Source organism: Vibrio sp. 1-1(7) (genome assembly GCF_013048485.1).
Classification (GTDB): domain Bacteria; phylum Pseudomonadota; class Gammaproteobacteria; order Enterobacterales; family Vibrionaceae; genus Vibrio; species Vibrio fujianensis.
Genome location: NZ_VHSP01000002.1, coordinates 68,452 through 90,291, shown reverse-complemented (window position 1 = coordinate 90,291; position 21,840 = coordinate 68,452). Strand labels below are relative to the sequence as shown.

Genomic DNA, 21,840 nt, shown 5'->3' with positions numbered 1-21,840 from the left:
TAGCCGAGTGTGAAAGGATGATGATGTAATGTCCGATATAGCAAAACTAACCGTTGCGCTTTACGCAAACTCTGCGCAATTTGTCAGCGAATTAGAGAAATCGAAAAAGAAATCAAAAGACTGGTCTAGTTATGTTAGCAACTCTTTTGCTAGTGCTGCCAAAGCATCCGCCGGAGCAGCCACGGCAACCGTTGCGGCGCTAGGGCTCATCTATAAACAACAATCATCACTTATCGATCAAACCGCTAAGTTTGCTGACCGCATCGGTATTAGTACGGAAGCGCTCACGCAGTATCGTTATGCTAGCGAACTGACTGGCGTCGGCCAGCAGAAATTTGATACCGCGATGCAACGTATGACGCGCCGTATGTCTGAAGCTGCCCAAGGAACGGGGGCTGCTGCGGGGGCTATCAAAGAGCTAAATCTAACGGCTGCGGAGTTAAATCAGCTTACACCGGACCAGCAGCTCAAGCGCGTGGCTGATGCGATGCAAAACGTTGAGAGTCAGTCAGATCGTTTGCGACTCTCTGTTCAGCTTTTTGATACCGAAGGTGCAGCGATGGTTAACATGCTGGCGAACGGTTCCCAAGGCTTAAATGACATGGCCGCCGAAGCTGATCGGCTCGGCGTTACGCTGTCGCGTATCGATGCGGCAAAAATCGAGATGGCGAACGACTCGTTATTTAGAGTCAACTCTCTTACTAAAGCGCTAAAGCAAAATATTGCGATTGAGCTAGCGCCAGTAATGGCAGGGCTTGCTGATGAGTTCTTGGCAATGTCGACTCGATACGGCGGCATGAACAAGATGATCACCGATGGTCTTGGTATTATGGTAACGGGCGTTGGCTATCTTGCCGATGGCTGGCGAGGCGTAGAGCTTATCGTTAAGTCGCTCGAAGTTGCTGTGACTGGTTTTAAAATTGGTGCAATGATCAGTCTGCAAGCTGTTACTGATGGCGTTATCTCTCTTGGCGAGATGATCGTCAAAACTGTGATTTGGCCGCTGCAAGAGTCGCTCAACATAGCCGCAAGATTTAGCGATACAGCGGCAGAGATGGCGACCAGTTTGTATCAAATGACCAGCTTTCAAGCGCCGGAACTCTTCGACGCTGCCAGTGCAAACCAAGCCAAGTTAGATTTAAACCAAGCCATTTGGGAGCTGAAAACCCTTGCGAGCCAGCCATTGCCGTCGGAGGGTATCGAGGCCTGGTACCAAAACGCAAAACTCAAATTTGATCAGCTTGCGAAAGGCTACGCGGCAAGTGTTAACCAAAACTCGGGCATGCAATTACCAAGCATTGACGGAGAAGAGAAAGAAGATCGAGCTGTCCTCGCCTTTAAAAAAGCCAATGAGGAATTTGCACAGGACTGGCAACGTCGCATCGCAATTAATGCCGCTGGCGAGCAAGCTGACACTTTGCGCGAAGAGTTTGCTTATGAAGACAGAATGGCCAAGCTCGCCGATCACTTTACTGACGCTTACGCTGCGGCGAAAAACAATCATGTGCTGCAACAAGAGCTTGAAGAGCAATATTTCATGGGTCGTGAGGTGCTCTGGCAAGACCATCAAGATCGACTAAGTGAAATCGAAAAAGAATCAGCAAAAAAGCGCGCAGAGCATCAACAGCGTGTCGGCATGGAGCTGCTTGGTTTCACTCAGCAGCAAATGTCAATGACAACAGATATGCTAAAGAATGGTGGCCAAGAGTCAAGCAAGCTCTATAAAACTCTCTTTTTTGCACAAAAGGCAGCGGCTATCCCATCGATGATCGTTGCAACTAACGAGGCTTACACTAAAGCGCTAGCTGCTTTCCCCCTTACTCCTTACTACGCTGAATCGGTGCGCGCAATGGGGTACGCCAGTGTGGGCATTGCAGCAGGAACCGCGCTTGCTGGCATGTCTCACGACGGTTCGAGCGGCTTTGCCAATGGTCGAATCCCCAAAGAGGGAACGTGGTTGCTTGATCAAGGCCAGCGCGTACAAACCAGACCTGAAGCCGATAGAACGGATGCGCTTCACGCTGCAGTCATTCAGTTGGCGCAAAAAATCCAAGGTTCAGGAAGTTCGTCGGCGTCTAATTCTGGCGATATCCATCAACACTTTCAATTTAGCGCGTTGGATGCGCGGGGCATGGATGAGTTGATCCTCAACCACCGTTCAACCATCTATAACGCTGTGAAAATGGTGAAAAACGACATGGGAGAAAAATTCTAATGGGCTGGACTGATTACTGCAAAGAAGCCACGCTCGCGACGCACTATCCAACTCACAGCAATCAGTCCCCAAACCTGCATGTCAACATTGTTGATATGCAGAGCCATCGGTTTGAGCTGACTTATCGCTCAGTGAAGCTGGACCGCAACACAGAGCTAAACGATTTTTGGCTGCTGGTTGAAGAGTTGCGCGGCGGCGCGGTACCGTTTAAGTGGAAGCCGCCGATTATCAGCAAAATCGCTGGCGTTGGCGGCGTTGCAAACTGCACAGAAACGGCTGCTGGAAGCTATGAAGTGGTTATCTACAGCGCGCCGGCTAATGCGCTTTTTTTGCAGCGGGGCGATCTTATTACGTTTGCGAATCACACAAAAGTGTATCGCGTGATGAACAACGTCAACACCAACAACGCTGGCATGGCCACTGTTAAACTTAATTGCCCGTTGAAAAGGGCGGTTAATAACACAGTATTAAACGGGCAGGGTGCTGAGTTCACTTTGATCTTAAAGCCCGGCTCAAGACCGCAAGAGTTTGGCTTGAAGGCCGGCACTCGCTTTGTTGAATCTATTGAACTGTCATTTATCGAGCTGCTATGAAAACTTATCCCAAAGCTGTATTGGATATGCTCGAATCGGGCATTATCCGCCGCGCTCACTTGCTCAGTTTTGAGCTAGATACCCCGTTTTATTTCACTGATGTCGGCTTTGATATCGAGAATCAGGGGAAAAACTATCGCTCATCGGGCGAGTTCATCGGGTTAGATTCATTAAGCCGGCACGCAGAAATGCGCGTCGGCGAGGTGACGTTCTCGTTTGCTATGTCCAACGCTGCGATCACAGCAACCATCCTCGGCACTGACGTGTATAAGCGCCGCGTGAGCATTCATCGCGCTTACTTGTCGGAAAGCAATGAAATATTGCATTTAGAGTCAGTATGGCGCGGCTCAGTCACGGGCCGCTCAGATAACGACAAAGACGCAACAATCCAGCTCAAAGCCGCATCGCGCTGGGCTGAATTTGAGCGGGCCAACGCGTGGCGCACAACGCCAAAATCCCATCATCGCCGCTATCCAGATGATGATGCATTCAAACATGCGGCCAAGGCCGCAGAGACTATCTATTGGGCTGGTAAAGCAGGGGCTAATTGATGTTCGGTATTATTGTCGGTGTTATTTCTCTAATCGGTACTGCATATTCTTATCGAATGGCCAAAAAAGCGGCCAAGCAGCAGAACCAATCTCGCGCAGGCATCGGCGTTAATCGTTTTGGTACCGATGAGCCACTTGATATCATCTACGGTACGCGCCGTGTCGCGCCATGCATCGTGTACCAAAGTGTTAAAGATGTCGTTGAAAAAGACATCCCCAACGAAACGTTTTACGCAATTTTAGTATGGGGCGTTGGCCCTGTCGATTCGATAAGCAATCTTCATTTTGACGATCTGCCTTACACGCAGTTTGGTTCTTTTGGCGGCAGCGGCAATGGCCAGCGCATCGAACACTGCCTTGGTCATAAAGACCAAACCATGCCAGCGTGGTTTCGCGCTGAAGCGCCAGACGATATGAAAGACATGCGCTTTTGTGGCGTTGCCGTGACTTACGTCAAGCTCGTCATGGATAAAGAGTTCAAACGCTATCCGCAGGGCCGTCCTGAGTTTAAAGCAACAATCACTGCGCGCAGCGCGAACCCGATCGAAGCGCTCAAGGATTATTTCTGCAACGCTGATTACGGGTGCAGCTTTAGCGAGCAAGACTGGGACGATGGCTTTAACGCGACGATGCGCAATCTTTGCAACACTGTCGTTGATGAACAACGCTTGTTTGAATGCAACATCGTGCTAAGCACAGATGCGCCATTAATGGACAACGTCCGCGACCTACTTCAAACTTGTCGAGGCTACTTAATCGAAGGTCAAAACGGCCTGCGCGTTGAAATCGACAGACAAAAAGACGCGGTGATGCACATTGCAGAGAGCATGCTAACCTCTGGCATGAGCACTAGCTCAGTTAATATCAATGAGCGTTACAACTCAGTCACAATCCGCTATCCCGATAAAGAAAATAACTATCAAATCAACGAGATCACCTTCCCTGCCCAGGGAGGCGAATTACATGACAAGTGGCTAGCAGAAGACAACTACGTCCCACTGACCAAAGAGGAAACGGTCGAAGGCATCGACAACTACAAATCAGCGCATCAATACGCTGAGGTGCTCGCCCGTCAAAGCCGAAATGGCATGACGCTCAATGTGTCAGTAAACTTTTTCGTCGGCGAACAACTTGAAGAGATGGACGTTGTCACGTTCGAGTCAAAGCTGCGCGGATGGGAAGCAAAGCCTTTCTCTGTGCGCGAAATTGAGTACACAGAGCGCGACGTAAAGCTAAAGCTTGTCGAGTACCAAGACAGCAATTATTTGTGGCACCCTAAGCCGCCGAAGCCAGATTACCCAAACACTCAACTGCCGAACCCAAACCAAGTGGCCGCTCCTAGCGGCCTTTCTTTTGCGCGCTCGGAAAGCACGCAAAGCGTCGGTCGCTTGAGCTGGTCTTCGCCAGCGGGATTCATTGAGTCCTACGATGTACGAATCACGGGCAATGATGAAGTGATTTGGCAGCAAAACACCAAATTGAACTTCATTGATGTACCAGTTCTGCTCAGCGGTCGCTACACGTTTGCGGTCCGCGCGATTGGGGCCGTGGCCGCATCGGGCTGGTCTGTGCTTGACGCTGACATTACTGCGCCGAGCGCGGAATTCACTTTCGAAGTGGATACAGGTAACACTTACGTTATTTTGCGGCCACGGTCGCAAAGCCTCGCGTGGGGTACTGAGTATGAGTTTTGGTTTGATGGCGAACTTCGAGGCCGTGGCGTTGCATGGCAACTTGAAGGGCTTTCACCAGACACGGAGTACCAGTTTCTTGTGCGCGCAGTCAACGCCGTTGGCCAAAGCCGCTTTAAGACCGTCACCGCTACAACAACCAATGATGCCAGTGTGATTTTGGACATCATTGGCGACTCGCTTGACGAAAAGCTCAATCAGTCGTTTGAAAGCGCGGTTAATCAGATAACTGAGCGTGCCGATGCTTTAAATGATCGTCAAGACGAAGGCTTTGAGGCGCTACTTAGCGAACTCGAACAAACTCGGCAAAAAGTGGAGATTGAAAAAGAGAGCATTGCTAGCGCCTACGCAAAAAAAACGCTCAAACAGCATACTGATGAGCTTCACGCTCATGCCGAGAGTTTGCTTACGCTATACGCGGGGTTTGAAGGTAACGAAGCATATATCAAGTCGATTGAACGAGCGCTGTCTGATACTGATAAAGCGCTAGCAGAAGCGAAGCGAGAGCTGTACTCGGCAGTGGGAGAGAATGAATCGTATATTAAAGCAGTTGAAAAATCACTATCTGAGAGTGATCTCGCATTTGCTGAGATAGCGGAAGACTTGCTTGCAAAAACGGAAGAAAACAGCGGTCATATTTCAGAACTCAGTCGTGCTATTTCTGACACTGAAAACGCGTTAGCGGAAACGGCAACTTTGCTTCGCGCAGAAATAAAAAAAGGAGATGAGCAAACCCTTTCTCGCGCTAATGAATACACTAGAGCAGCCGTGGGCTACTGCATTGATAAAGACGGCAACATCACATCGCACACCAATGCTGTCGCTTGTGTCGCCGCCGGGCACTCTTGGCTAGACGGCCCACTTGCTGAGTTTATTAGAAATCTGCAAGTGAGCACAGGCTCAGGTACAGCAAGCGTGTCACAGATGGGTCAAGCCTTTGTTGATGCCGACGGCAATCTCGTTGCAAAGGGCTCAATCCTTACCGACGTTAACGGAAAAGTCTCTGGTTTTGTTAATACAAACAACGGAGAGCAATCGTCGCTCGATATTATCGCCGATCATCACCGCATAGGCATCATGGATGATGGGCAATTTACACCGCTGCTATCGCTTGATAGTCAGCTAAGAGAGCTTATCTTACGCGGACGGATGATACTTAGCGACGGTTATGAGCTGGACTCAAAAGAAGCAATTCAATCTCAAGCTGGCGCAGGTTTTTATACGCTAACGCTGCGCAACGGTGTGTTTCCGAGTGACGCAGTCGCTACTCAAGATTTCATCACCACGTATAAGCGCAAGCCGGTGCTTGATGATCACTTAACATATCGCAACACGGACGGCAGCGCGTCGTCAATGAAGCGTTTTACAGGCTCCGGCTGGACAGCGCCAACGATGATCATTCACGGCGATCAAGTGACACTTGGCACTATGCACGGTAACCGGCTGGTCGCTGGAACGGAAGTTGTTGCTCCGCACTTGCGCGGTGGAACTGGTGATTTCACGGGCGAGGTGACAGCTAAAGATGGCTCGTTTATTGATAAAGTCGAAATAGGCTCTGTCGGCGGTTATCGAGCGTTTATCAAGAGTGTTGCTAATGCTGGTCACAATATGATTGTGATTGAAAATCCCAGCGGTGACGTTGTTTTCTCTATCCAAGGCAATGGTAATTTGTACTCAATCGGCGGTGGGTATTTAAATAATCTGACAATCGGTGAGAACTGCAATGTGCTCGGGCGTTTTCAAGCAAGTCAAATTGTTGGAGAAATCGTTGTCACTAAGATGAAAGTGAATACTCCCGTGTCTAGAGATCACGCCGGAACTTCCGGTGGATACACGCCGGTTTTTGGTAGCGTGACAGTTGAAAGATCGGCACCATTCGATCGTACTTTAGTTGTAACCCTATCACTAAAATTATCAACAGGAAGCCCCGCATGGCTAACTGGTCATTTAAACACATATGGATCGTTTGGTACAAAAAGTTCTCTTACATATCGGGTAGAAGCTAATGAGGAAAAAATAGTCAATCAAACTTTGGCGTTATTAGTACCTGCCAATACAGTTGGAACTCAGCACTTTCGAGGTTATTCAAAGGGAGGAGGATCTGGCAATAAAATACTGACTATTTCAGGAGTGACAACGTCAAACGAGTGGTTTCCACAGCTCTTTGCTAACAACAGCGACTTGTCTTAGTTAATTCTAAACATTTACTTCATTCACGATGCCAGCATTTTTGCTGGTTTTTTTATGGTTGCTATATATGTGGTCAAAACTTGGTATAAAACTGAAAAACAATAGCAATATTGCTGATGTCATGTCTGGCTCAACATTAACTGTCAAAGCCGGTGACGCTCTACTCGTGTCTAACAGTTTGTTAGAGATTGTAGAAGTACACGCTAACCAGTTAATTTTACGAACAAAGTGGGAGCAAGCAGATGATGAGTTAACGTGTTCTGTCATCCCAACATACGGCGATTTCAATCAAGCAGTGCGCGAGATTCGGCTGTTACGCGAAAATACCGCGAATAATATCAGTGCGCTAGAAGCATGGGGCACCCAAACTGGCACTGTCACGTTTAAAGGTGAAGACGGCGAAGAGCATACAGCAAGAACATTGCAGCAAATGGATGCGGATGTAGTAGAAATTGAAGAGCGGGCCAATCAACTATTTACTGATATTTCTGCATTTGGCTATGCAAGATCTCAAGCTGACATGGAAGCAGAGCGAGCAGCAAATAAAGCGCTATATGCGGCAGCTGGTTTTGTGCATATGGGTAAGCACGCTACGGTTTCCCCTGCTGCGCCAGTTAATGAAGGGATGTTTAGCGTTGTAGGTTCAGGGTGGCAAAATAAATTTGGATTGGGTAGAAACAGTGGGGAAATAGTTGGTACATCTGAAACGAATCATGCAGTTTTTCATACGGCAGGAATTACGTTTGATTTAGTTGGTGTGTCAGATATTGCATCTACTCCGTTCGTTGTGAAACTACCTGAAGCTCCCAAAGGCACTGAAGTATACGACTCGGCTACAGGTACACTGGTTAACTATGAAACCGCAGCAGAGGCATTTGATGCTGCTGATAATGAGGTTACTAAAGAAGTCGTCACACATCCAGTTGACTTAGTTGGGTTTGAAGTGTTTCTGCGGGAAATCAACGAATCAGACCCAATTATATATCCTTACGGAATGCAGCAATCCAAGCTTACTACTGTAGATGGTATTCCTACTGTAGAAAATACATTTAGACCAATCACTCATTTCGAAGTTTTTAAAGGAGATGAGACTAGTCGTGGTCGAGGTTGGAATGTATTAGATAATAGTTTGACTGATGCTCAATTAACCAAAATATTTCAAACCCTTAAGCATAATATATTCAGACTGAGTGATGGTCGTTTAGCACAATGGACGTTATCACAACGTACTATTCGTGGTGTGGGTAATGGGGATTTTAGGTATAACCCTGCTACTCCTGCCTCAACGATTCCATTATGGTTTGATACGGCAGGTAATCGCTGTGTATCAGTGCGCGGAGCGTTAGATTCGGTAGAACCTTTCGTTGCATCAAACGAAAACTGGTATCAAGGATGGAATGCGGCTGATAGTGTAAAAAGTATTCCTGCATTATCTCACTTGGGTGCTTTTATCCCGCGCCGAAGCACTACAAACGTAGCTGTAAACGGAGAGTCTTACTTCTACGTAGTAGCGACAATACCACGACTAAACCAAGGCGCGTATCACCCAAGTTTTAATCCATTTGGAACTGGTCGTATTCGCAATCTAGCTAATAATGCTTGGATTAGTTGGCATGAAGATTCAACGTTACTACTAAATAAACACTCATGTTTTGATTTTAAGACAGGTATAGGAGGTAAACCAAATTCTAAATTGTCAGGTAAATTAGGTACTAATTCAGGTCGCCCAGATGGTAGGTACTATGATGCAATTTACGATGGCGGGTTAAACGGTATCATTGATTGGCGTACTAGTGCTTGGGATGTCGGAAGCAAAGAAGAAGCTGCTAAAGTAACCCAAAAAGTTGTAAGTGGTGAGTACCGTGGGTTAGAGAAATTGATGTGGACTGTAGTTGATGTAGTTGATACGTCTACTGCTATTAGCTCTTCTCAGGTTCCTGACAATATAGCTCTTACTGATGCTTCGCCCAGATTTAAATACGATAAAACCGCGCTATTAGGTGTTCCCTACTTTGTAGTAAATGCGAGCACAGGAGAAGTTTACAAGCAAGAGCACCCTAATGCTTTAGACAGTAATCGCGCACCGAGCACTTATTTCCCGTCATCTTGGGGTACGTCAGGTAACATATATGTAATATCCCCAATGATTGAAAACATATCAGTCTCAGGTAATTTCGCTCAAACAGATGTGATTGGCTCTCCCGAAGTGATTCTCAAAGTAGAAGCTTTGAAGAATGGTTGGATGGGTAGTTGGCTCCCTGATTTTGTAAATGCAAATCCAAAAGTATCACGTAAAGCTGTAGTAATTAATCTTTTGGGCCCGCGCTTGTCTACTACTAACTTGGGTGAGACATGGACAGTAACGTTAGGTATTTCAGTGTCAGAAACACCCAATACTGTTTATCGTGGGTTTTCTGCGGGTGCGGGTAATGGCGTAGCTGTCATAAATTACCAAGCCTTCGCTAAACAAACCAAATCAAGTGTTAATAAATCAATATTGAATGATTCTGATGGTTTGGGTGATGTGTGGGCTTCGTGTGATTTTTGGGTGGACTCAAGTGGGGCTAATGGAGTTCTGTTGGGTGAGAGTCTTATCGGTAAAGTATTTACTTCAAATTCAGGTAAACGTGTAAGTAACTACACCCTTACCGATTTCAATTTGCAAAGAAAAAAGATAGATAATAGTCTGTGGGCTGGTGGGTTTTACCCTGCACATACACCTATCACTTTAGCTGCTCCATCGAACAATTCACCCGCAGTAAAAGTATTAACCTATCAAATCTCTAATAACCAGCAATGTAGCCTTGCCTTTGCATTTAATGAGCTGGCACACAATGGCACAGATTGGGGTGATGACTCTACACTCAAAATTGCAGACGGTACTACTACGTACACAAACTTAAACGGTGATGTGCTGCTATGTGGCACAGCAGAGCTAGCAATTCCATACGGCTATACCAAAAACAAGGCAAGGGTTGGTAAGCAGACGGCAGGAGTAGATTTATAATGTTTAATGATACAAGAGGAGTGCTGGCAGATTTGCCAGCTCCTATCCAAACCTTTTACAAAGAAGAAGTGAGACAGGAGCCGACAGGCAATAAAATACCTGAATCCTACACTTACTTTGACGAAGAGGGTGTTGAACGGACAGGAGAGCGCTTAGTTAATGAATACGAAAGTATTATTTATCTGGTAGAAAAGTCACGTCATGACTTAAAAACTTGGGGTTTTGTTGAACAAGTTAAGCTACGCAACAACTACGATTTCACTCGGTATTGCATTGAAAAAGCCTGTGAAGCAGAGGAGTGGTTGTTTCATGATGACTATCTCGAATGGCTAAACAAAGAACCAAAAAAAGAAGATGAAAAATATCTAGTTGAAGATAAAGAAGGGGAGCTTGTATATAACTACGAAGATGATTTAGCAACATGGAAATCATTAGAGCCAGTTAATAATGCCACTAAGGTTAATGATGTGTTAGTCAATTGGCATCAAGAGCTAGCTAAAATCACAAGAGAGCAGCTCACTGAAAGTCCTATTGTCGTTAATGGGTTTACATGGCAAGTAGACAAAATTGCTAGAGATAATATCAACGAGTGTATCGCTTACGCTGATCGAAACAACTTAGACAATTACAGTGTTAGTTGGATTCTTGCAGACAACTCAGTTAAAGAAACGAACTTGGCAGAACTTAAAGCTGTGATTGATGCGTATACAGAAAGATTAGGTTATGTAGTTAATAAGTATGCCGAATGGCGGGAGGGGGATAAGTTAGAGAGGTTTAATTAAAGTTTAACTGCACGTCTTAACACCGCCCCAAAAAAGCCCCACAACAAAAACAAAAAAACTTAATTCTTTGATTTATAGTCGTTAAATAATATTTATTCCTGAAATGTTCGAAACTTGGTACAAGATGGCAAGCCTCATTCAATCAGGCTTAGATTTAACCCCAATTATCACCCATCACTTCAAGGTCGATGATTTTCAAAAAGGCTTTGATGCTATGCGTAGCGGGGCTTCCGGCAAAGTCATCCTTGATTGGGAATAACCAACATAAACAAGAAAAGCGCTCCGAAAGGAGCGCTTTGGGAAAAATGGGTCACCTTTCTACTTATCAAATTAGGATTGGGACAGTTCGCTATTCGAAAACTGGTAAAAATTAGCGCTCCTTACTTTAACCAAGTTAAAATAAGCTCCGGTGTAGGGACTCCTCCTGCGTGAACCACTTCTTCATCCATGACGACACCTGGCGTAGACATCACGCCATAATTCATGATCGTTTCAAGGTCGGTCACTTTTTCAACCGAAACATCAATGCCTTGCTCTGCCGCAACTTTCTCAATCAGTTTCGCGGTATTGACGCAGTTGGCACAACCTGAACCGAGTACTTTAAATGCTTTCATGTTTATCTCCTAAAATTGCCAGAACGGTAAGTTAAATATCCACCCCATAACAGTAAACGCTGTTAGCAGTAGACCAAAAAGAAGCCCCAATAAGCGCCATTGCATCACTTGTTTTAGCATGACAAATTCAGGCACACTTGCGGCGACGGTACTCATACAAAACGCTAATGTCGTACCAATGGGAAGACCATTTCTCAGTAAACTCTCCATGATGGGAATCACCCCCGTCGCATTAGAATACAAAGGGATACCAATTAATACTGAAGCTGGAACAGACCACCATTGACCCGCGCCTAAGTGGGTTTCTATCCAGCCATCGGGTACAAAACCATGTAAGCCTGCGCCTATACCCACGCCAATAAACACCCATTTCCAAACCCGCCCGATGATCTCAACCATCTCCTGTTTGGCAAACTGATGCCGATATGAAAGCGAGATTGCGGCCTCTTCGTTGCTAACGCCTAGATTTCCCTGTGTATGTTGCCGGGCTTGGGCTTTCTGCATCGCTTTTGCGGCAAAAGGTTGCAACCAACGCTCTGCTCTTATGGTGTCTAAAAACCAGCCACTCAGTATCCCGATCAGCATTCCAATCAGCACATACAGGATGGTGAATTTCCAGCCAAGCAGGCTAAACAGAAGCAATACTGCGATTTCATTGATCAATGGCGAGGTAATCAAAAAAGCCATGGTGATCCCAAGCGGGATACCTGCGGAGGTAAAGCCAAGAAAAACGGGAATACTGGAACATGAGCAAAATGGGGTGATCGCCCCGAAAACACTCCCCGTCACATAGCCAAAAAGACGCCGTTTGCCTGCAAGGTAGTGGCGCACTTTTTCAACCTTTAAAGAGGCGCGAAGTAAAGCAATGAGGTAAATCATGACAACCAGCAACACCATTATTTTGCTGGTATCTTCAATAAAAAAGTGGGCTGCATCTGCCAACTTAGTACCTTGCTGCATAGCAAACAGCTGATAGGTCATCCAATCAGCAAGATGGGTAAAGACTTCAAACATACCGGCTCCTTCAACCTCATAATTTGTCTTTATGTCACTAAGACGAAGTCAGTGCCGAAAGGATGCAGAATTTTTACTATGGTTAATGGCAAGATAACCCAGTAAGGTTCGCTTTACTCAGAAGAGGCAATGAATGCAGATTATGATGCGCCTGCCGTCGCCTATTCAGCTGTGACAATATTATCGGCTGTCGCTATCTTTGAAAAAGCAGCAAACACGCTGTTGTTCGTCGAAACGTATATGACATTGCGTTTGCAAAATGTGTTTAAGTTTTTGTCTGGCGCGTTGAATGCGCGACTTGGTTGCCACTAACGTAAGTCCATTTTGCTCGGCAAACGCCTGCTGAGTAAGACCTTGTAGATCACACTGTTTGATAATTTCTCTCTCAGATTCAGTCAGGTTTGAAAGTGCTTTTGGTAGGCATTGCGCAAGGCTATCGACGGCGGAGAGTTCATGCTCTTGCCATATCGACTCATTATCACTCAGCTCCTGAAATTGTTCTTGATTCGTCTTACGTTGCTTATCAATGAGCATATTCCGCGCCACCCGATATAACCACGCTCTTTGGTTTTGAATATCGCAAAACGCTTGCTTCTGCTGTAATGCTTTTAAGAAGGTATCTTGTAGTAAATCAAAACTCAGATCAGAATCGCCGGTTTGTTTCAGAAGCCAGCGGTAGAGTTCGGATTCGGAAAAATGCCATGTCTCCATAAGACATGGCACGACGGATGTTTGTTTCGATAGACTGGGCTTAAGCATAATATTTACGCTTCATTCTTAAAGCGACGTTAACCAAAGCGATTAAAATAGGTACTTCAACTAAAGGTCCAATCACACCAGCAAACGCTTGATCAGAGTTGAGCCCGAATACCGCAATAGAGACGGCAATAGCTAGCTCGAAATTATTGCCTGATGAAGTAAAGGCGATAGAGGCGTTTTGGTCGTAAGGGATCCCCATACGTTTTCCGATGTAGAAACTGGCAAAAAACATCACCATAAAATAGATGATAAGTGGCACTGCAATACGCAATACATCCATCGGTAATTCAATGATCATTTCACCTTTCAGGCTAAACATTAAAACGATGGTTGCCAAAAGCGCAATCAAGGTGATCGGTGATATACGTGGAATAAAAATCTCGTTGTACCACTGTTCCCCTTTTGCTGAGACCAATACTTTTCGGCTTAAGAAACCCGCTAAGAAGGGGATGCCTAAATAAATTAACACGCTTTGTGCAATATCCCAGATCGTGATGTCAACCACGAAACTTTCCAGACCAAAATAAGGCGGTAAAACGGTAATAAATAGCCATGCCATAAAACTGTAGGTGACAATTTGAAACGCGCTATTTAACGCAACCAAAGTGGCACCGTACTCTTTGTTTCCGCCACTGATGTCATTCCAAACCAACACCATAGCGATGCAGCGAGCAAGGCCGATCAGAATCAGCCCTACCATATAACCAGGTTGATCGCGTAAGAAAATGATGGCTAATGTGAACATCAAGATAGGGCCCACGATCCAGTTCATCACTAGAGAAAGTGTTATCGCGCGTTTATCACGAGTCACCTCACCTAAAAGGCTATAGTTCACTTTCGCCAATGGCGGGTACATCATTAAGATTAAGCCAATGGCAAGTGGGATATTGGTTGAACCAACCGATAGGCTTTCGTTCCACTGAGCCGCCTGAGGGAACCACACGCCAACTCCGACACCAATGGCCATGGCAAGGAAAATCCATACCGTTAAGTATCGATCAAGAAAGCTCATTTTTTCAGCAGCGCTGGTTTCGACACAGCTTGAGATATGACTCATAAAACCTCTTTTATTTGAAAATGATAAACCAACGGAATATAAACACTATTTGTTCACCTCATTCGAACATGACTTGCCTTTGATGATTTGCAATTCATGTTCAACGAGTGACCAATTATGATCAAAAGTGATCTCGAGCACTTGTTTGACCCAAGCGGGTAGGGCGGGATTGATTCGGTAGTAAACCCATTTGCCACGGCGTTCATCCAGAACAAGCCCGTGCTTGCGTAATTCGGCAAGATGCCGAGAAACTTTGGGCTGACTGAGATTCAGCGCCTCCATGAGGTCGCAGACACAAAGCTCTCCTTGTTTCTGCATTAAAAGCAGAGACTTAAGCCTCGTTTGTTCGGAAAGCGCTTTGTAAAGAAGAATTGGATCGAACATAGGAATAATTCGCTAATTACATTACATATGAAATATCATATATCTTATATTCCATATGTGTCAATGGTTAACTTAACGACTTTTTTCTTTAGTCATTCGCTCAAATTAACGGCGGTAAAGTAGAATTTCCTCGTACCATAGACTCTAATCATCAAGAAAGGATCGAATTGGAATGGCGTAACCGTATGTTATCGGTAATTTTCCAGCACCGTATCTATGTTACCTTGCTCTCGAAATAGCGCCATTTGTTGATTAAATTCTGCTAGCAAGTGGTGAAAAGACGAAGTGTTACTAATACATAATGAAAATTTGACTTCGGTTAATTGAATAGGGAGTTGGAGGATTTTCTCCTGCAAATTTAATTGAGCCATTAAATAATCAGCAACAATCTTATCGGTTACAACCACGTCGCCTCTGCCATGAGCCAACATGATGAGTGCATTGGATAAGTTTGACGTCAAAAAACGCTGAAACTTCTCCTCAGGGAAATGCTGATTACCCCAATGATTACCTTGATAATCGAGGATCAAAAAAGGGCTGAGGTCATCCATAGTCTGGGCGTTTTTTATTTGTGCGAGTTTCCCATTATTGGGGCTGACAAATAGATTCATCGGGCCGACAATGACAGCTTCTGTAGAGGCATCGGTATAAAGCAATCTATTCGCGGTCGCGATAGTAATAAAGGCGTCGGCTTGCCCTTGTTGCACCATTCTTTGTGCTCTTTCCCATGGATAGCCTCGATGAATAAGTTCAACTCCCATTCTGGTTTGTAGTACCTGATCAGCAATATCGATCAAAATGCCCGTCATATTGCCTTGTTGATCGCGAAAAGAGTAAGGGGGAAAATCCTCATAATAAACTAAGGTCATCAATGATTTCGCAACGGCGGATAGACTAAAAAAGCATAGAATCAGTAGAAAAAACAGCCTAGTTATAAACATAACCAACCTTCCTTAGGTGAAAAAGAACCTTTTGCTACTCATGGATTACCTAACTCGCTTAAGTGCATGTTGTCGATTTAAGCTATCCCTTTCCTACTTGAAGCTGCAGGGGTGTGTTCACCCCAATCACATCGCCTGTCTATGTCCATGGCGATGATGGGAGCCATCCGTGGCTCTCACCAAAGGCCAGCCTACGGCTGTTCAAATTTGTTCCAGACAAATTTGTCACCTACCTTTGGATATAAATATAGTTAGAAAATATAAAACATGCGTGGTTGATTTGCTGACAAGACAATTATAGCCTTTCACTTACTGCCTACCTGCAACTCCGCATGGTTTGCGGATACTGGTAGACAGTGATGCAATCTGCGTTGCAATATGAAACGGTTGCATATCGCCTAGTTGATTAACTCAGTACTTCGAACTGACTTTTATCCCATTCGGTAAGGTTATCGGTGACTTTGCCAATCAATGGCAGTAGTCGCCCCGCATCTCTTTCTTTAAAAGGATGATTGGTGATCACGGCAAAGCCGGCAATGCAGCATTTCCCCCCTTTGGCTTGAATGAACTGAGCAAGTGAACGGACGGCTTCTTCGCTGTAAGATTCAATTTTATAGAGATGGCCCATGATGCTTTCCTCTAAACCAAGTATTTAGCGTGATGACTTTATCACCGAGGTATTTTTATTAAGCATATTTGGTGCCAGTTTATAGAGACGGTAAACAGTATTCTCACTTATCGATGATCTGGCAACGCCAAGTCGTTGGGGGTATCATTCAGCTCTTTTGCTCAGAAGGCTCAACAATCGCACTTTCATCGATATCGTATTTGCGGATCTTTCGCCATAACGTTGTTCGGCCAACGCCCAATGCTTTAGCGGTTTGTTGCAAATGCCCCTGATGATGTTTTAAGGCATGAATAATGGCATTTTTTTCCATTAATTCGAGGCTTTGAATGGGTTGTTCGCTATGGCATTGACGGCGAATTTTATCGGGTAGGTCGTGAAGATGGATCTCCTGATTGGTTGAGCTGCTGAGTAAGATTTTATCCATCACACTCAGGAGTTCACTGCGATTACCTGGCCAGCTATAAGTAAATAGTGTTTGCAGCGCATCAGACGTTATTGTTCGATTTGCGCCATGCAGAATATGTGAGATCAGAGCGCGAGTATAATCAACCGCCTCCCTTTGAGCGGGTATACACACCTCGATGCCTTGCATGGCATAGCATAATTGACGGCTAAATAAACCCGATTCCACTAATTTGTCTAAATTAGCGCTACTTGTGCTAATTAATCGTACATTGACAGGAATAATTTGCTGACTATGCAATCGAGTCAAAAAACCGGTTTTTAAAATCGCCAATACACTGGCTTGTAAGTTAGGGGGTAAATATTCCACATGTTCTAAAATCAGTGTGCCATTATAAGCCAATTCAAATTTTGATGGCTGGCTGTGTTGGTCATCTCCCAATAGTGCTTGGGCTAATTGCTCGGGTTGTAAAGCCGCACAATCAATGATCATCAATGGGGCGAGACGTTGCTGACTTTTATGATGAATAGCTAAGGCAAGCGAAAGCTTACCCACCCCATCTTCGCCTTGTAACAAGACCGGTACTGAGACTTTGGCCGCTTTTTCAACTCTATGTTGGCAAGGATGGCCTTCCAATAGCCAAAGATTCTCTTCAGGTTGCCAATAGTCGCCGCCAATAAAGTGACGCTCATGATATTGAGTCTGTGGTTCACTGGGGTGAAATAATGCCATCACTTCACCGCTGCTCAATGGTTTGAGAGAAAGAGTGATTTTGAGCAGTTTATGTTGGCAATCGACCATCACTTCGACCTTTTCCAGTTTCGTTCGGTTCACTAAGGCCTGTTCAACCACAGGTGGAAAATGGAATAGTGCTTCAATATGTAGGCCAATGTGGCTTTCATCTAACCCCAGCCATTGTCGAGCACAGTGATTGATGTATTGCACATGCCCAGAAGACTGCCAAGTAATCACCCCTTGCTCTATGCCTTCTAATAACACATCACGTTGGGTGAGCAGGGTATTGGCTTGTGTGAGGCGTTGTTCGGAGCTGAGTAAGGTTTCAATTTCGCGCGCGGCACTTTCAATGAGTGCGTCGATCATCTCGTTATGTTGCTCGGTTTCACCTACCAAGGTCAAACTCGCTAATAGCTCACCCATCGGGTCGAAAATAGGCACCGCCGAGAAAAACCAAGGATGTAGTGCTTTACTCAGGTGATCGGCTCCGCTAGAAAACTGGGCTTGATGAGTGATTAGACAACGTTCGATGGCCTGATTACCGATTCGTTGATCTGTCCAGTCAGCCCCTAGATGTAAACCAAGATTGGCCAAGGTTTGGCGAATAAACGTTGCGCCTTGCATATGCAAGGTGATTCCCTGCGCATTGGTGATACAAAATAACCAAGGCTGTTCGCGTAGCTTTTCAATCATGGCATCCAAGACTCGGTTAGTAAAACAGAGTAGGTTTTGCTGTGACTGAAGAATTTCGTCAAAAGTTGAACCTTTTACAGTCTTTGGATTTTGCCAATGTTTGGCTTGGCAAAACTGGCTAGCTTGTTGCCATTGTTGGTAGAGCTCGGCATGCTTACCTTTAGCGGGTAACCAGCCAGTATCGACAAAAATTTTCCACTGCTTATAGGTATCTGAAACCATAAATACATCTGCGGGTAGGGAGGCTGAGGATATCGTAACAAGAAGATGGCTAAAAAACGAATCCCCCAATCAGATTGGGGGATAAATAATACGATTACGCGGTAGTTAAAGCATGAGTGGTGAGTATCGCCGCATAGACTTGATCGGCACTTACTGGGAATGGCATGTTATGGATGGTTTCGCCTTCAGCGCAGGCCATTTCAGATACGGCCATTATTTGCTGTAGGTCGATGGTCGTCACGCCCATCTCGTGTAAATTGGTTGGCAAACCTACCTGGCGACAGAAATCTAGAACTTCAGCGAACTCTTCTTTAGGTGCATTTTCTAGTACCAATTGCACCAAAGTACTGAAGGCGACTTTTTCACCGTGATAGAGGTGATGACACTCTTCTAGTACCGTCAAACCATTGTGAATCGCGTGTGCAGCAGCTAATCCGCAGCTTTCAAAACCAATGCCACTTAAATACGTATTCGCTTCAATGATATTTTCTAATGCGGGGGTAACAAGGCCTTGTTTGCCGGCCATCATTGCGCTGTAACCATCTTCCATGAGCGTTTGATAACAGGCTTGAGCAATCGCAAAAGCGGCTTTGGTGGCGAGGCCCCCTGCCATTGTTGCTTTACCGGAGGCAATGGTTGCCCGCGCTTCAAAGTATGTGGCGAGTGCATCCCCCATGCCTGCAACCAGTAAACGCACTGGGGCTTTGGCAACGATTTCGCTATCGACTAACACCATATTAGGATTTGCAGGGAAGAATAAATACTCGCTAAACTCGCCTTGTTCGGTGTAGATCACCGCCAGTGAGCTGGTTGGCGCATCGGTTGAGGCGATAGTTGGGATAATCACCACCGGTAAGTCTAAGTAGTAAGCGACACTTTTCGCAGTATCCAGTGCCTTGCCGCCACCGATGCCCATAATCACTTGCGCCTGATCCTCTTTGGCGACCTGAACTAAGCGCTCAATTTCATTACGGCTACATTGACCATGGAAAGGCGATAAGTTGAGATGCATGTCTAAGCCAGCAAACTGAGTTACTAGACTATCTTCAACCATCGGTAACACCATAGGATCGGTGATAGCGAAAGCTCGCTGTCCAAAGCCTGTGACATGGCGAGCCACCTGATGAATAGCGCCTTTACCTTGAATGTATTTGCTGGGTGAGATTAAAATTTTTTCCACGTTATTGATCCTTAGTATTGTTTATTGCATGAATATGGTGAACATATCGTTTGAAGCAGATTAATCCTGTGCTGTTTTCAGTAGTAAGGTGTTCATTGTGCTTTGGCAATTAGTTTTGCCAACCGGATGTTCAATAAAAACCTTGTTTCACATTTCATCATGCTTTGAGTGACATTAAGCCAGCAAAAAAGAGATAGCTCACAATTTAGCTAATGACCGTTTCATGATGAAACTTTTATTGGCTACGAGCTGTTTCATTATGAAACTTGTGAATGTTCAATTGCTTAATTTACCGCTCGTGATAAAGTTTTTGGCTAAAACTAAAAATAGTGTGGAGTGATACTCGTGTATAATGTATTTGATGACCACTTTTTGAGTTACTCTCCTTCGCCTGTTGCGCTCATCAGCGGTGGTGGGCAAGGTCACGAGCCATTACACAGTGAGTTTGTTGGCCGAGGTATGCTAGCGGCTGCGTGCATTGGTGAGCATTTTACTGCGCCATCTGCATTACAAATCACGGAGCATGTCAAAACACATTTCCCATCTTCTACGCCGATCTTATTTTTAGTGAAAAACCACACCGGTGATGTGCTGAATTTTCAAATGGCAACCGAATGGTTAGCCGAACAAGGGTATTTGGTTGATTTTTGTCTAGTGGATGATGATTGTGCGCCTTTGCCAGCTCACTGCTCGATGGGTGGCAAAGGGCTTGCAGGGATTGTTATGTTGCAAAAATTGCTTGGCGCTTACAGCCTACAGCTCGCTGATTCGAGTTGGTCTGGTCAGCAGCAACTGAGTGAGTTAACTGAACAAGCGCGGCAATGGACGGCACAATGTCATACCATCAGTGTCGGTTTTGAGGGCCAGCCATCCCCCAAGCCAGATCAACGGATTGACCAGATCAAAATTGGCGTCGGCCTGCACAATGAACAAGGTATTATGCAGCTAACCTCAGGAACATTTTCTGAGGTGTTGCAACAGATGGTGCATGTGTTACTGAATGCGTGTATACGACCTCGATTACAAATTCATTGGTCGCATGTGACTTATCAATGGCAGCAGCAATTTGTTACTGCTGCGACGATTAATCAGCCACGTTATTTACTCTTACTCAATGGGTTGAGTGAACAAAGTGAACCGCAATTAAGCGAGATTTGCCAGCGAGTGATGCAACAATTTAGCCAGAGTGAGGTGACGATTGTCGATTGTGTCGCTCAGACTGTATGCCGTGGTGCGCATCCCAATGCTTTTTCTGTGACTTTATTCGCCCTTGATGATCTCGCTTTATCTTGTTGGCAAGCGCCGGTGGATACTTCCTACTGGCAATGGGGGAAATAAACCATGCTCACCCAAGCGATGGTGTATCACTGGTTACAATTACTGAGTCAAAATTTATTACAGCATAGCGAGTATCTGAATCAATTGGATGCAGAAATTGGTGATGCCGATCATGGGGTGAATATTCAGCGTGGTTGTACTTTATTAATCAGTAAGCTACCAAGTTTATCTGATATGAGTATCGCGCATTTATTGCAAAATTTGGGCTTTGTATTTCTTTCTGGTGTGGGGGGAGCGAGTGGACCTTTGTACTATACGCTGTTCCAACGTGCAGCCTGTAGTGTCGAGGGGAAAATGACCCTGAGCGTTGAGGATCTCAACCGAGCCTTAATAACGGGGCAGCAAGGGATTAAAATCCGAGGCTATGTACAATACCAAGATAAAACACTGTATGACATCTGGTATGTCGCCGCAGAAACGTTACAGCGGAGCGTGGCTCGCCAGCATACCATGGCACAGAGCTTAGCAGCACTGAACCATGCCTGTCAGCAAGTGGCTCATGATTCTATTCCCTGGCCAGCTAAACGAGGCAGGGCGGCGTATTTAGGCGAACAGAGTTGTGGTTATTTAGATCCTGGGATTGAATCAAGCCGAGTGATCATCGCCAGTTTATATCAAGCGTTTGAGCATCTTTCTGCCGCTTAATTCTTTTTTTTCTTAATCACACGACTTTTCTTGATCTTCTATTTGAATAAAGCAGCGCAGCTATTGGCTGCTTTGTCTTTCTATTCATACGCTCCACAGTACCCCAGCACTTGGGGTATTTTTTCATTTATCGTGTATGTTCTATTTGTCGTGAACGTGACTAAGCTAAGTCGTTCGTGGGGTTCATCAACTTTTGGC

Annotated in this window: 17 protein-coding genes and 1 pseudogene; 9 read left to right on the top strand and 9 right to left on the bottom strand. The window is 45.3% G+C overall.

Annotation, left to right across the window (positions count from 1 at the left end):
* The first annotated feature begins 28 nt into the window (after positions 1–28).
* The 7 genes and pseudogenes from FKN05_RS08480 to tdh all read left to right on the top strand — a co-directional run.
* Positions 29–2,215 carry a hypothetical protein gene (locus FKN05_RS08480; RefSeq protein ID WP_170887295.1) on the top strand — a complete coding sequence of 729 codons (2,187 nt, stop codon included), beginning with the start codon at positions 29–31 and terminating at the stop codon, positions 2,213–2,215.
* Positions 2,215–2,808, top strand: a complete 594-nt coding sequence (locus FKN05_RS08475) for a hypothetical protein (RefSeq protein ID WP_170887294.1) — start codon at positions 2,215–2,217, stop codon at positions 2,806–2,808. The genes FKN05_RS08480 and FKN05_RS08475 overlap by 1 nt, the downstream gene beginning before the upstream one ends.
* Positions 2,805–3,359, top strand: a complete 555-nt coding sequence (locus FKN05_RS08470) for a DUF2163 domain-containing protein (RefSeq protein ID WP_170887293.1) — start codon at positions 2,805–2,807, stop codon at positions 3,357–3,359. The genes FKN05_RS08475 and FKN05_RS08470 overlap by 4 nt, the downstream gene beginning before the upstream one ends.
* Positions 3,359–7,240 carry a phage tail tip protein J-related protein gene (locus FKN05_RS08465; RefSeq protein ID WP_170887292.1) on the top strand — a complete coding sequence of 1,294 codons (3,882 nt, stop codon included), beginning with the start codon at positions 3,359–3,361 and terminating at the stop codon, positions 7,238–7,240. The genes FKN05_RS08470 and FKN05_RS08465 overlap by 1 nt, the downstream gene beginning before the upstream one ends.
* A 67-nt stretch (positions 7,241–7,307) precedes the next feature.
* Complete coding sequence (locus tag FKN05_RS08460) at positions 7,308–10,247, top strand: hypothetical protein (RefSeq protein ID WP_170887291.1); 2,940 nt, start codon at positions 7,308–7,310, stop codon at positions 10,245–10,247.
* Complete coding sequence (locus FKN05_RS08455) at positions 10,247–11,029, top strand: DUF4376 domain-containing protein (protein ID WP_170887290.1); 783 nt, start codon at positions 10,247–10,249, stop codon at positions 11,027–11,029. The genes FKN05_RS08460 and FKN05_RS08455 overlap by 1 nt, the downstream gene beginning before the upstream one ends.
* Before the next feature lie 88 nt (positions 11,030–11,117).
* Positions 11,118–11,288: pseudogene (tdh, locus tag FKN05_RS08450) on the top strand (L-threonine 3-dehydrogenase); the annotation flags it as partial.
* Between the two features lie 121 nt (positions 11,289–11,409).
* Here the strand turns inward: tdh and FKN05_RS08445 are convergent.
* From FKN05_RS08445 to FKN05_RS08405, 9 genes are all read right to left on the bottom strand, one after another.
* Positions 11,410–11,643, bottom strand: a complete 234-nt coding sequence (locus FKN05_RS08445; RefSeq protein WP_099610906.1) for a thioredoxin family protein — start codon at positions 11,641–11,643, stop codon at positions 11,410–11,412.
* Between the two features lie 9 nt (positions 11,644–11,652).
* Complete coding sequence (locus FKN05_RS08440; protein ID WP_170887289.1) at positions 11,653–12,657, bottom strand: permease; 1,005 nt, start codon at positions 12,655–12,657, stop codon at positions 11,653–11,655.
* A 180-nt stretch (positions 12,658–12,837) separates the two neighbouring features.
* Positions 12,838–13,368, bottom strand: a complete 531-nt coding sequence (locus FKN05_RS08435; RefSeq protein ID WP_212752262.1) for a sigma-70 family RNA polymerase sigma factor — start codon at positions 13,366–13,368, stop codon at positions 12,838–12,840.
* A gap of 40 nt (positions 13,369–13,408) precedes the next feature.
* The gene (arsB, locus tag FKN05_RS08430) at positions 13,409–14,473 is read right to left on the bottom strand and encodes an ACR3 family arsenite efflux transporter (protein WP_170887287.1); all 1,065 of its coding nucleotides are present in this window, start codon (positions 14,471–14,473) and stop codon (positions 13,409–13,411) included.
* Positions 14,474–14,518: 45 nt separating this feature from the next.
* Positions 14,519–14,857: a metalloregulator ArsR/SmtB family transcription factor gene (locus FKN05_RS08425; protein ID WP_170887286.1), complete on the bottom strand. Its 339-nt coding sequence runs from the start codon at positions 14,855–14,857 to the stop codon at positions 14,519–14,521.
* A gap of 188 nt (positions 14,858–15,045) precedes the next feature.
* Positions 15,046–15,798 carry a substrate-binding periplasmic protein gene (locus FKN05_RS08420; protein WP_099610902.1) on the bottom strand — a complete coding sequence of 251 codons (753 nt, stop codon included), beginning with the start codon at positions 15,796–15,798 and terminating at the stop codon, positions 15,046–15,048.
* Positions 15,799–16,204: 406 nt separating this feature from the next.
* Positions 16,205–16,426 carry a hypothetical protein gene (locus FKN05_RS08415; RefSeq protein ID WP_099610901.1) on the bottom strand — a complete coding sequence of 74 codons (222 nt, stop codon included), beginning with the start codon at positions 16,424–16,426 and terminating at the stop codon, positions 16,205–16,207.
* A gap of 148 nt (positions 16,427–16,574) precedes the next feature.
* The gene (locus FKN05_RS08410; protein ID WP_170887285.1) at positions 16,575–18,479 is read right to left on the bottom strand and encodes a sigma 54-interacting transcriptional regulator; all 1,905 of its coding nucleotides are present in this window, start codon (positions 18,477–18,479) and stop codon (positions 16,575–16,577) included.
* 94 nt (positions 18,480–18,573) lie between these two features.
* The gene (locus FKN05_RS08405; RefSeq protein ID WP_170887284.1) at positions 18,574–19,659 is read right to left on the bottom strand and encodes a glycerol dehydrogenase; all 1,086 of its coding nucleotides are present in this window, start codon (positions 19,657–19,659) and stop codon (positions 18,574–18,576) included.
* Between the two features lie 345 nt (positions 19,660–20,004).
* Here FKN05_RS08405 and FKN05_RS08400 point away from each other — a divergent pair, with 345 nt between their 5' ends.
* Positions 20,005–20,997 (top strand): dihydroxyacetone kinase subunit DhaK, encoded by a 993-nt coding sequence (locus FKN05_RS08400; protein ID WP_170887283.1) that lies wholly within the window; start codon positions 20,005–20,007, stop codon positions 20,995–20,997.
* Positions 20,998–21,000: 3 nt separating this feature from the next.
* Positions 21,001–21,642: a dihydroxyacetone kinase subunit DhaL gene (gene dhaL / locus FKN05_RS08395; RefSeq protein WP_099610897.1), complete on the top strand. Its 642-nt coding sequence runs from the start codon at positions 21,001–21,003 to the stop codon at positions 21,640–21,642.
* The last annotated feature ends 198 nt before the right edge of the window (positions 21,643–21,840 follow it).

Coding starts and splice junctions, on each gene's coding strand:
- FKN05_RS08480 (WP_170887295.1), top strand. CDS start 29: ATGTCCGATATAGCAAAACTAACCGTTGCGCTTTACGCAAACTCTGCG.
- FKN05_RS08475 (WP_170887294.1), top strand. CDS start 2,215: ATGGGCTGGACTGATTACTGCAAAGAAGCCACGCTCGCGACGCACTAT.
- FKN05_RS08470 (WP_170887293.1), top strand. CDS start 2,805: ATGAAAACTTATCCCAAAGCTGTATTGGATATGCTCGAATCGGGCATT.
- FKN05_RS08465 (WP_170887292.1), top strand. CDS start 3,359: ATGTTCGGTATTATTGTCGGTGTTATTTCTCTAATCGGTACTGCATAT.
- FKN05_RS08460 (WP_170887291.1), top strand. CDS start 7,308: ATGTGGTCAAAACTTGGTATAAAACTGAAAAACAATAGCAATATTGCT.
- FKN05_RS08455 (WP_170887290.1), top strand. CDS start 10,247: ATGTTTAATGATACAAGAGGAGTGCTGGCAGATTTGCCAGCTCCTATC.
- FKN05_RS08445 (WP_099610906.1), bottom strand. CDS start 11,643: ATGAAAGCATTTAAAGTACTCGGTTCAGGTTGTGCCAACTGCGTCAAT.
- FKN05_RS08440 (WP_170887289.1), bottom strand. CDS start 12,657: ATGTTTGAAGTCTTTACCCATCTTGCTGATTGGATGACCTATCAGCTG.
- FKN05_RS08435 (WP_212752262.1), bottom strand. CDS start 13,368: ATGGAGACATGGCATTTTTCCGAATCCGAACTCTACCGCTGGCTTCTG.
- arsB (WP_170887287.1), bottom strand. CDS start 14,473: ATGAGTCATATCTCAAGCTGTGTCGAAACCAGCGCTGCTGAAAAAATG.
- FKN05_RS08425 (WP_170887286.1), bottom strand. CDS start 14,857: ATGTTCGATCCAATTCTTCTTTACAAAGCGCTTTCCGAACAAACGAGG.
- FKN05_RS08420 (WP_099610902.1), bottom strand. CDS start 15,798: ATGTTTATAACTAGGCTGTTTTTTCTACTGATTCTATGCTTTTTTAGT.
- FKN05_RS08415 (WP_099610901.1), bottom strand. CDS start 16,426: ATGGGCCATCTCTATAAAATTGAATCTTACAGCGAAGAAGCCGTCCGT.
- FKN05_RS08410 (WP_170887285.1), bottom strand. CDS start 18,479: ATGGTTTCAGATACCTATAAGCAGTGGAAAATTTTTGTCGATACTGGC.
- dhaL (WP_099610897.1), top strand. CDS start 21,001: ATGCTCACCCAAGCGATGGTGTATCACTGGTTACAATTACTGAGTCAA.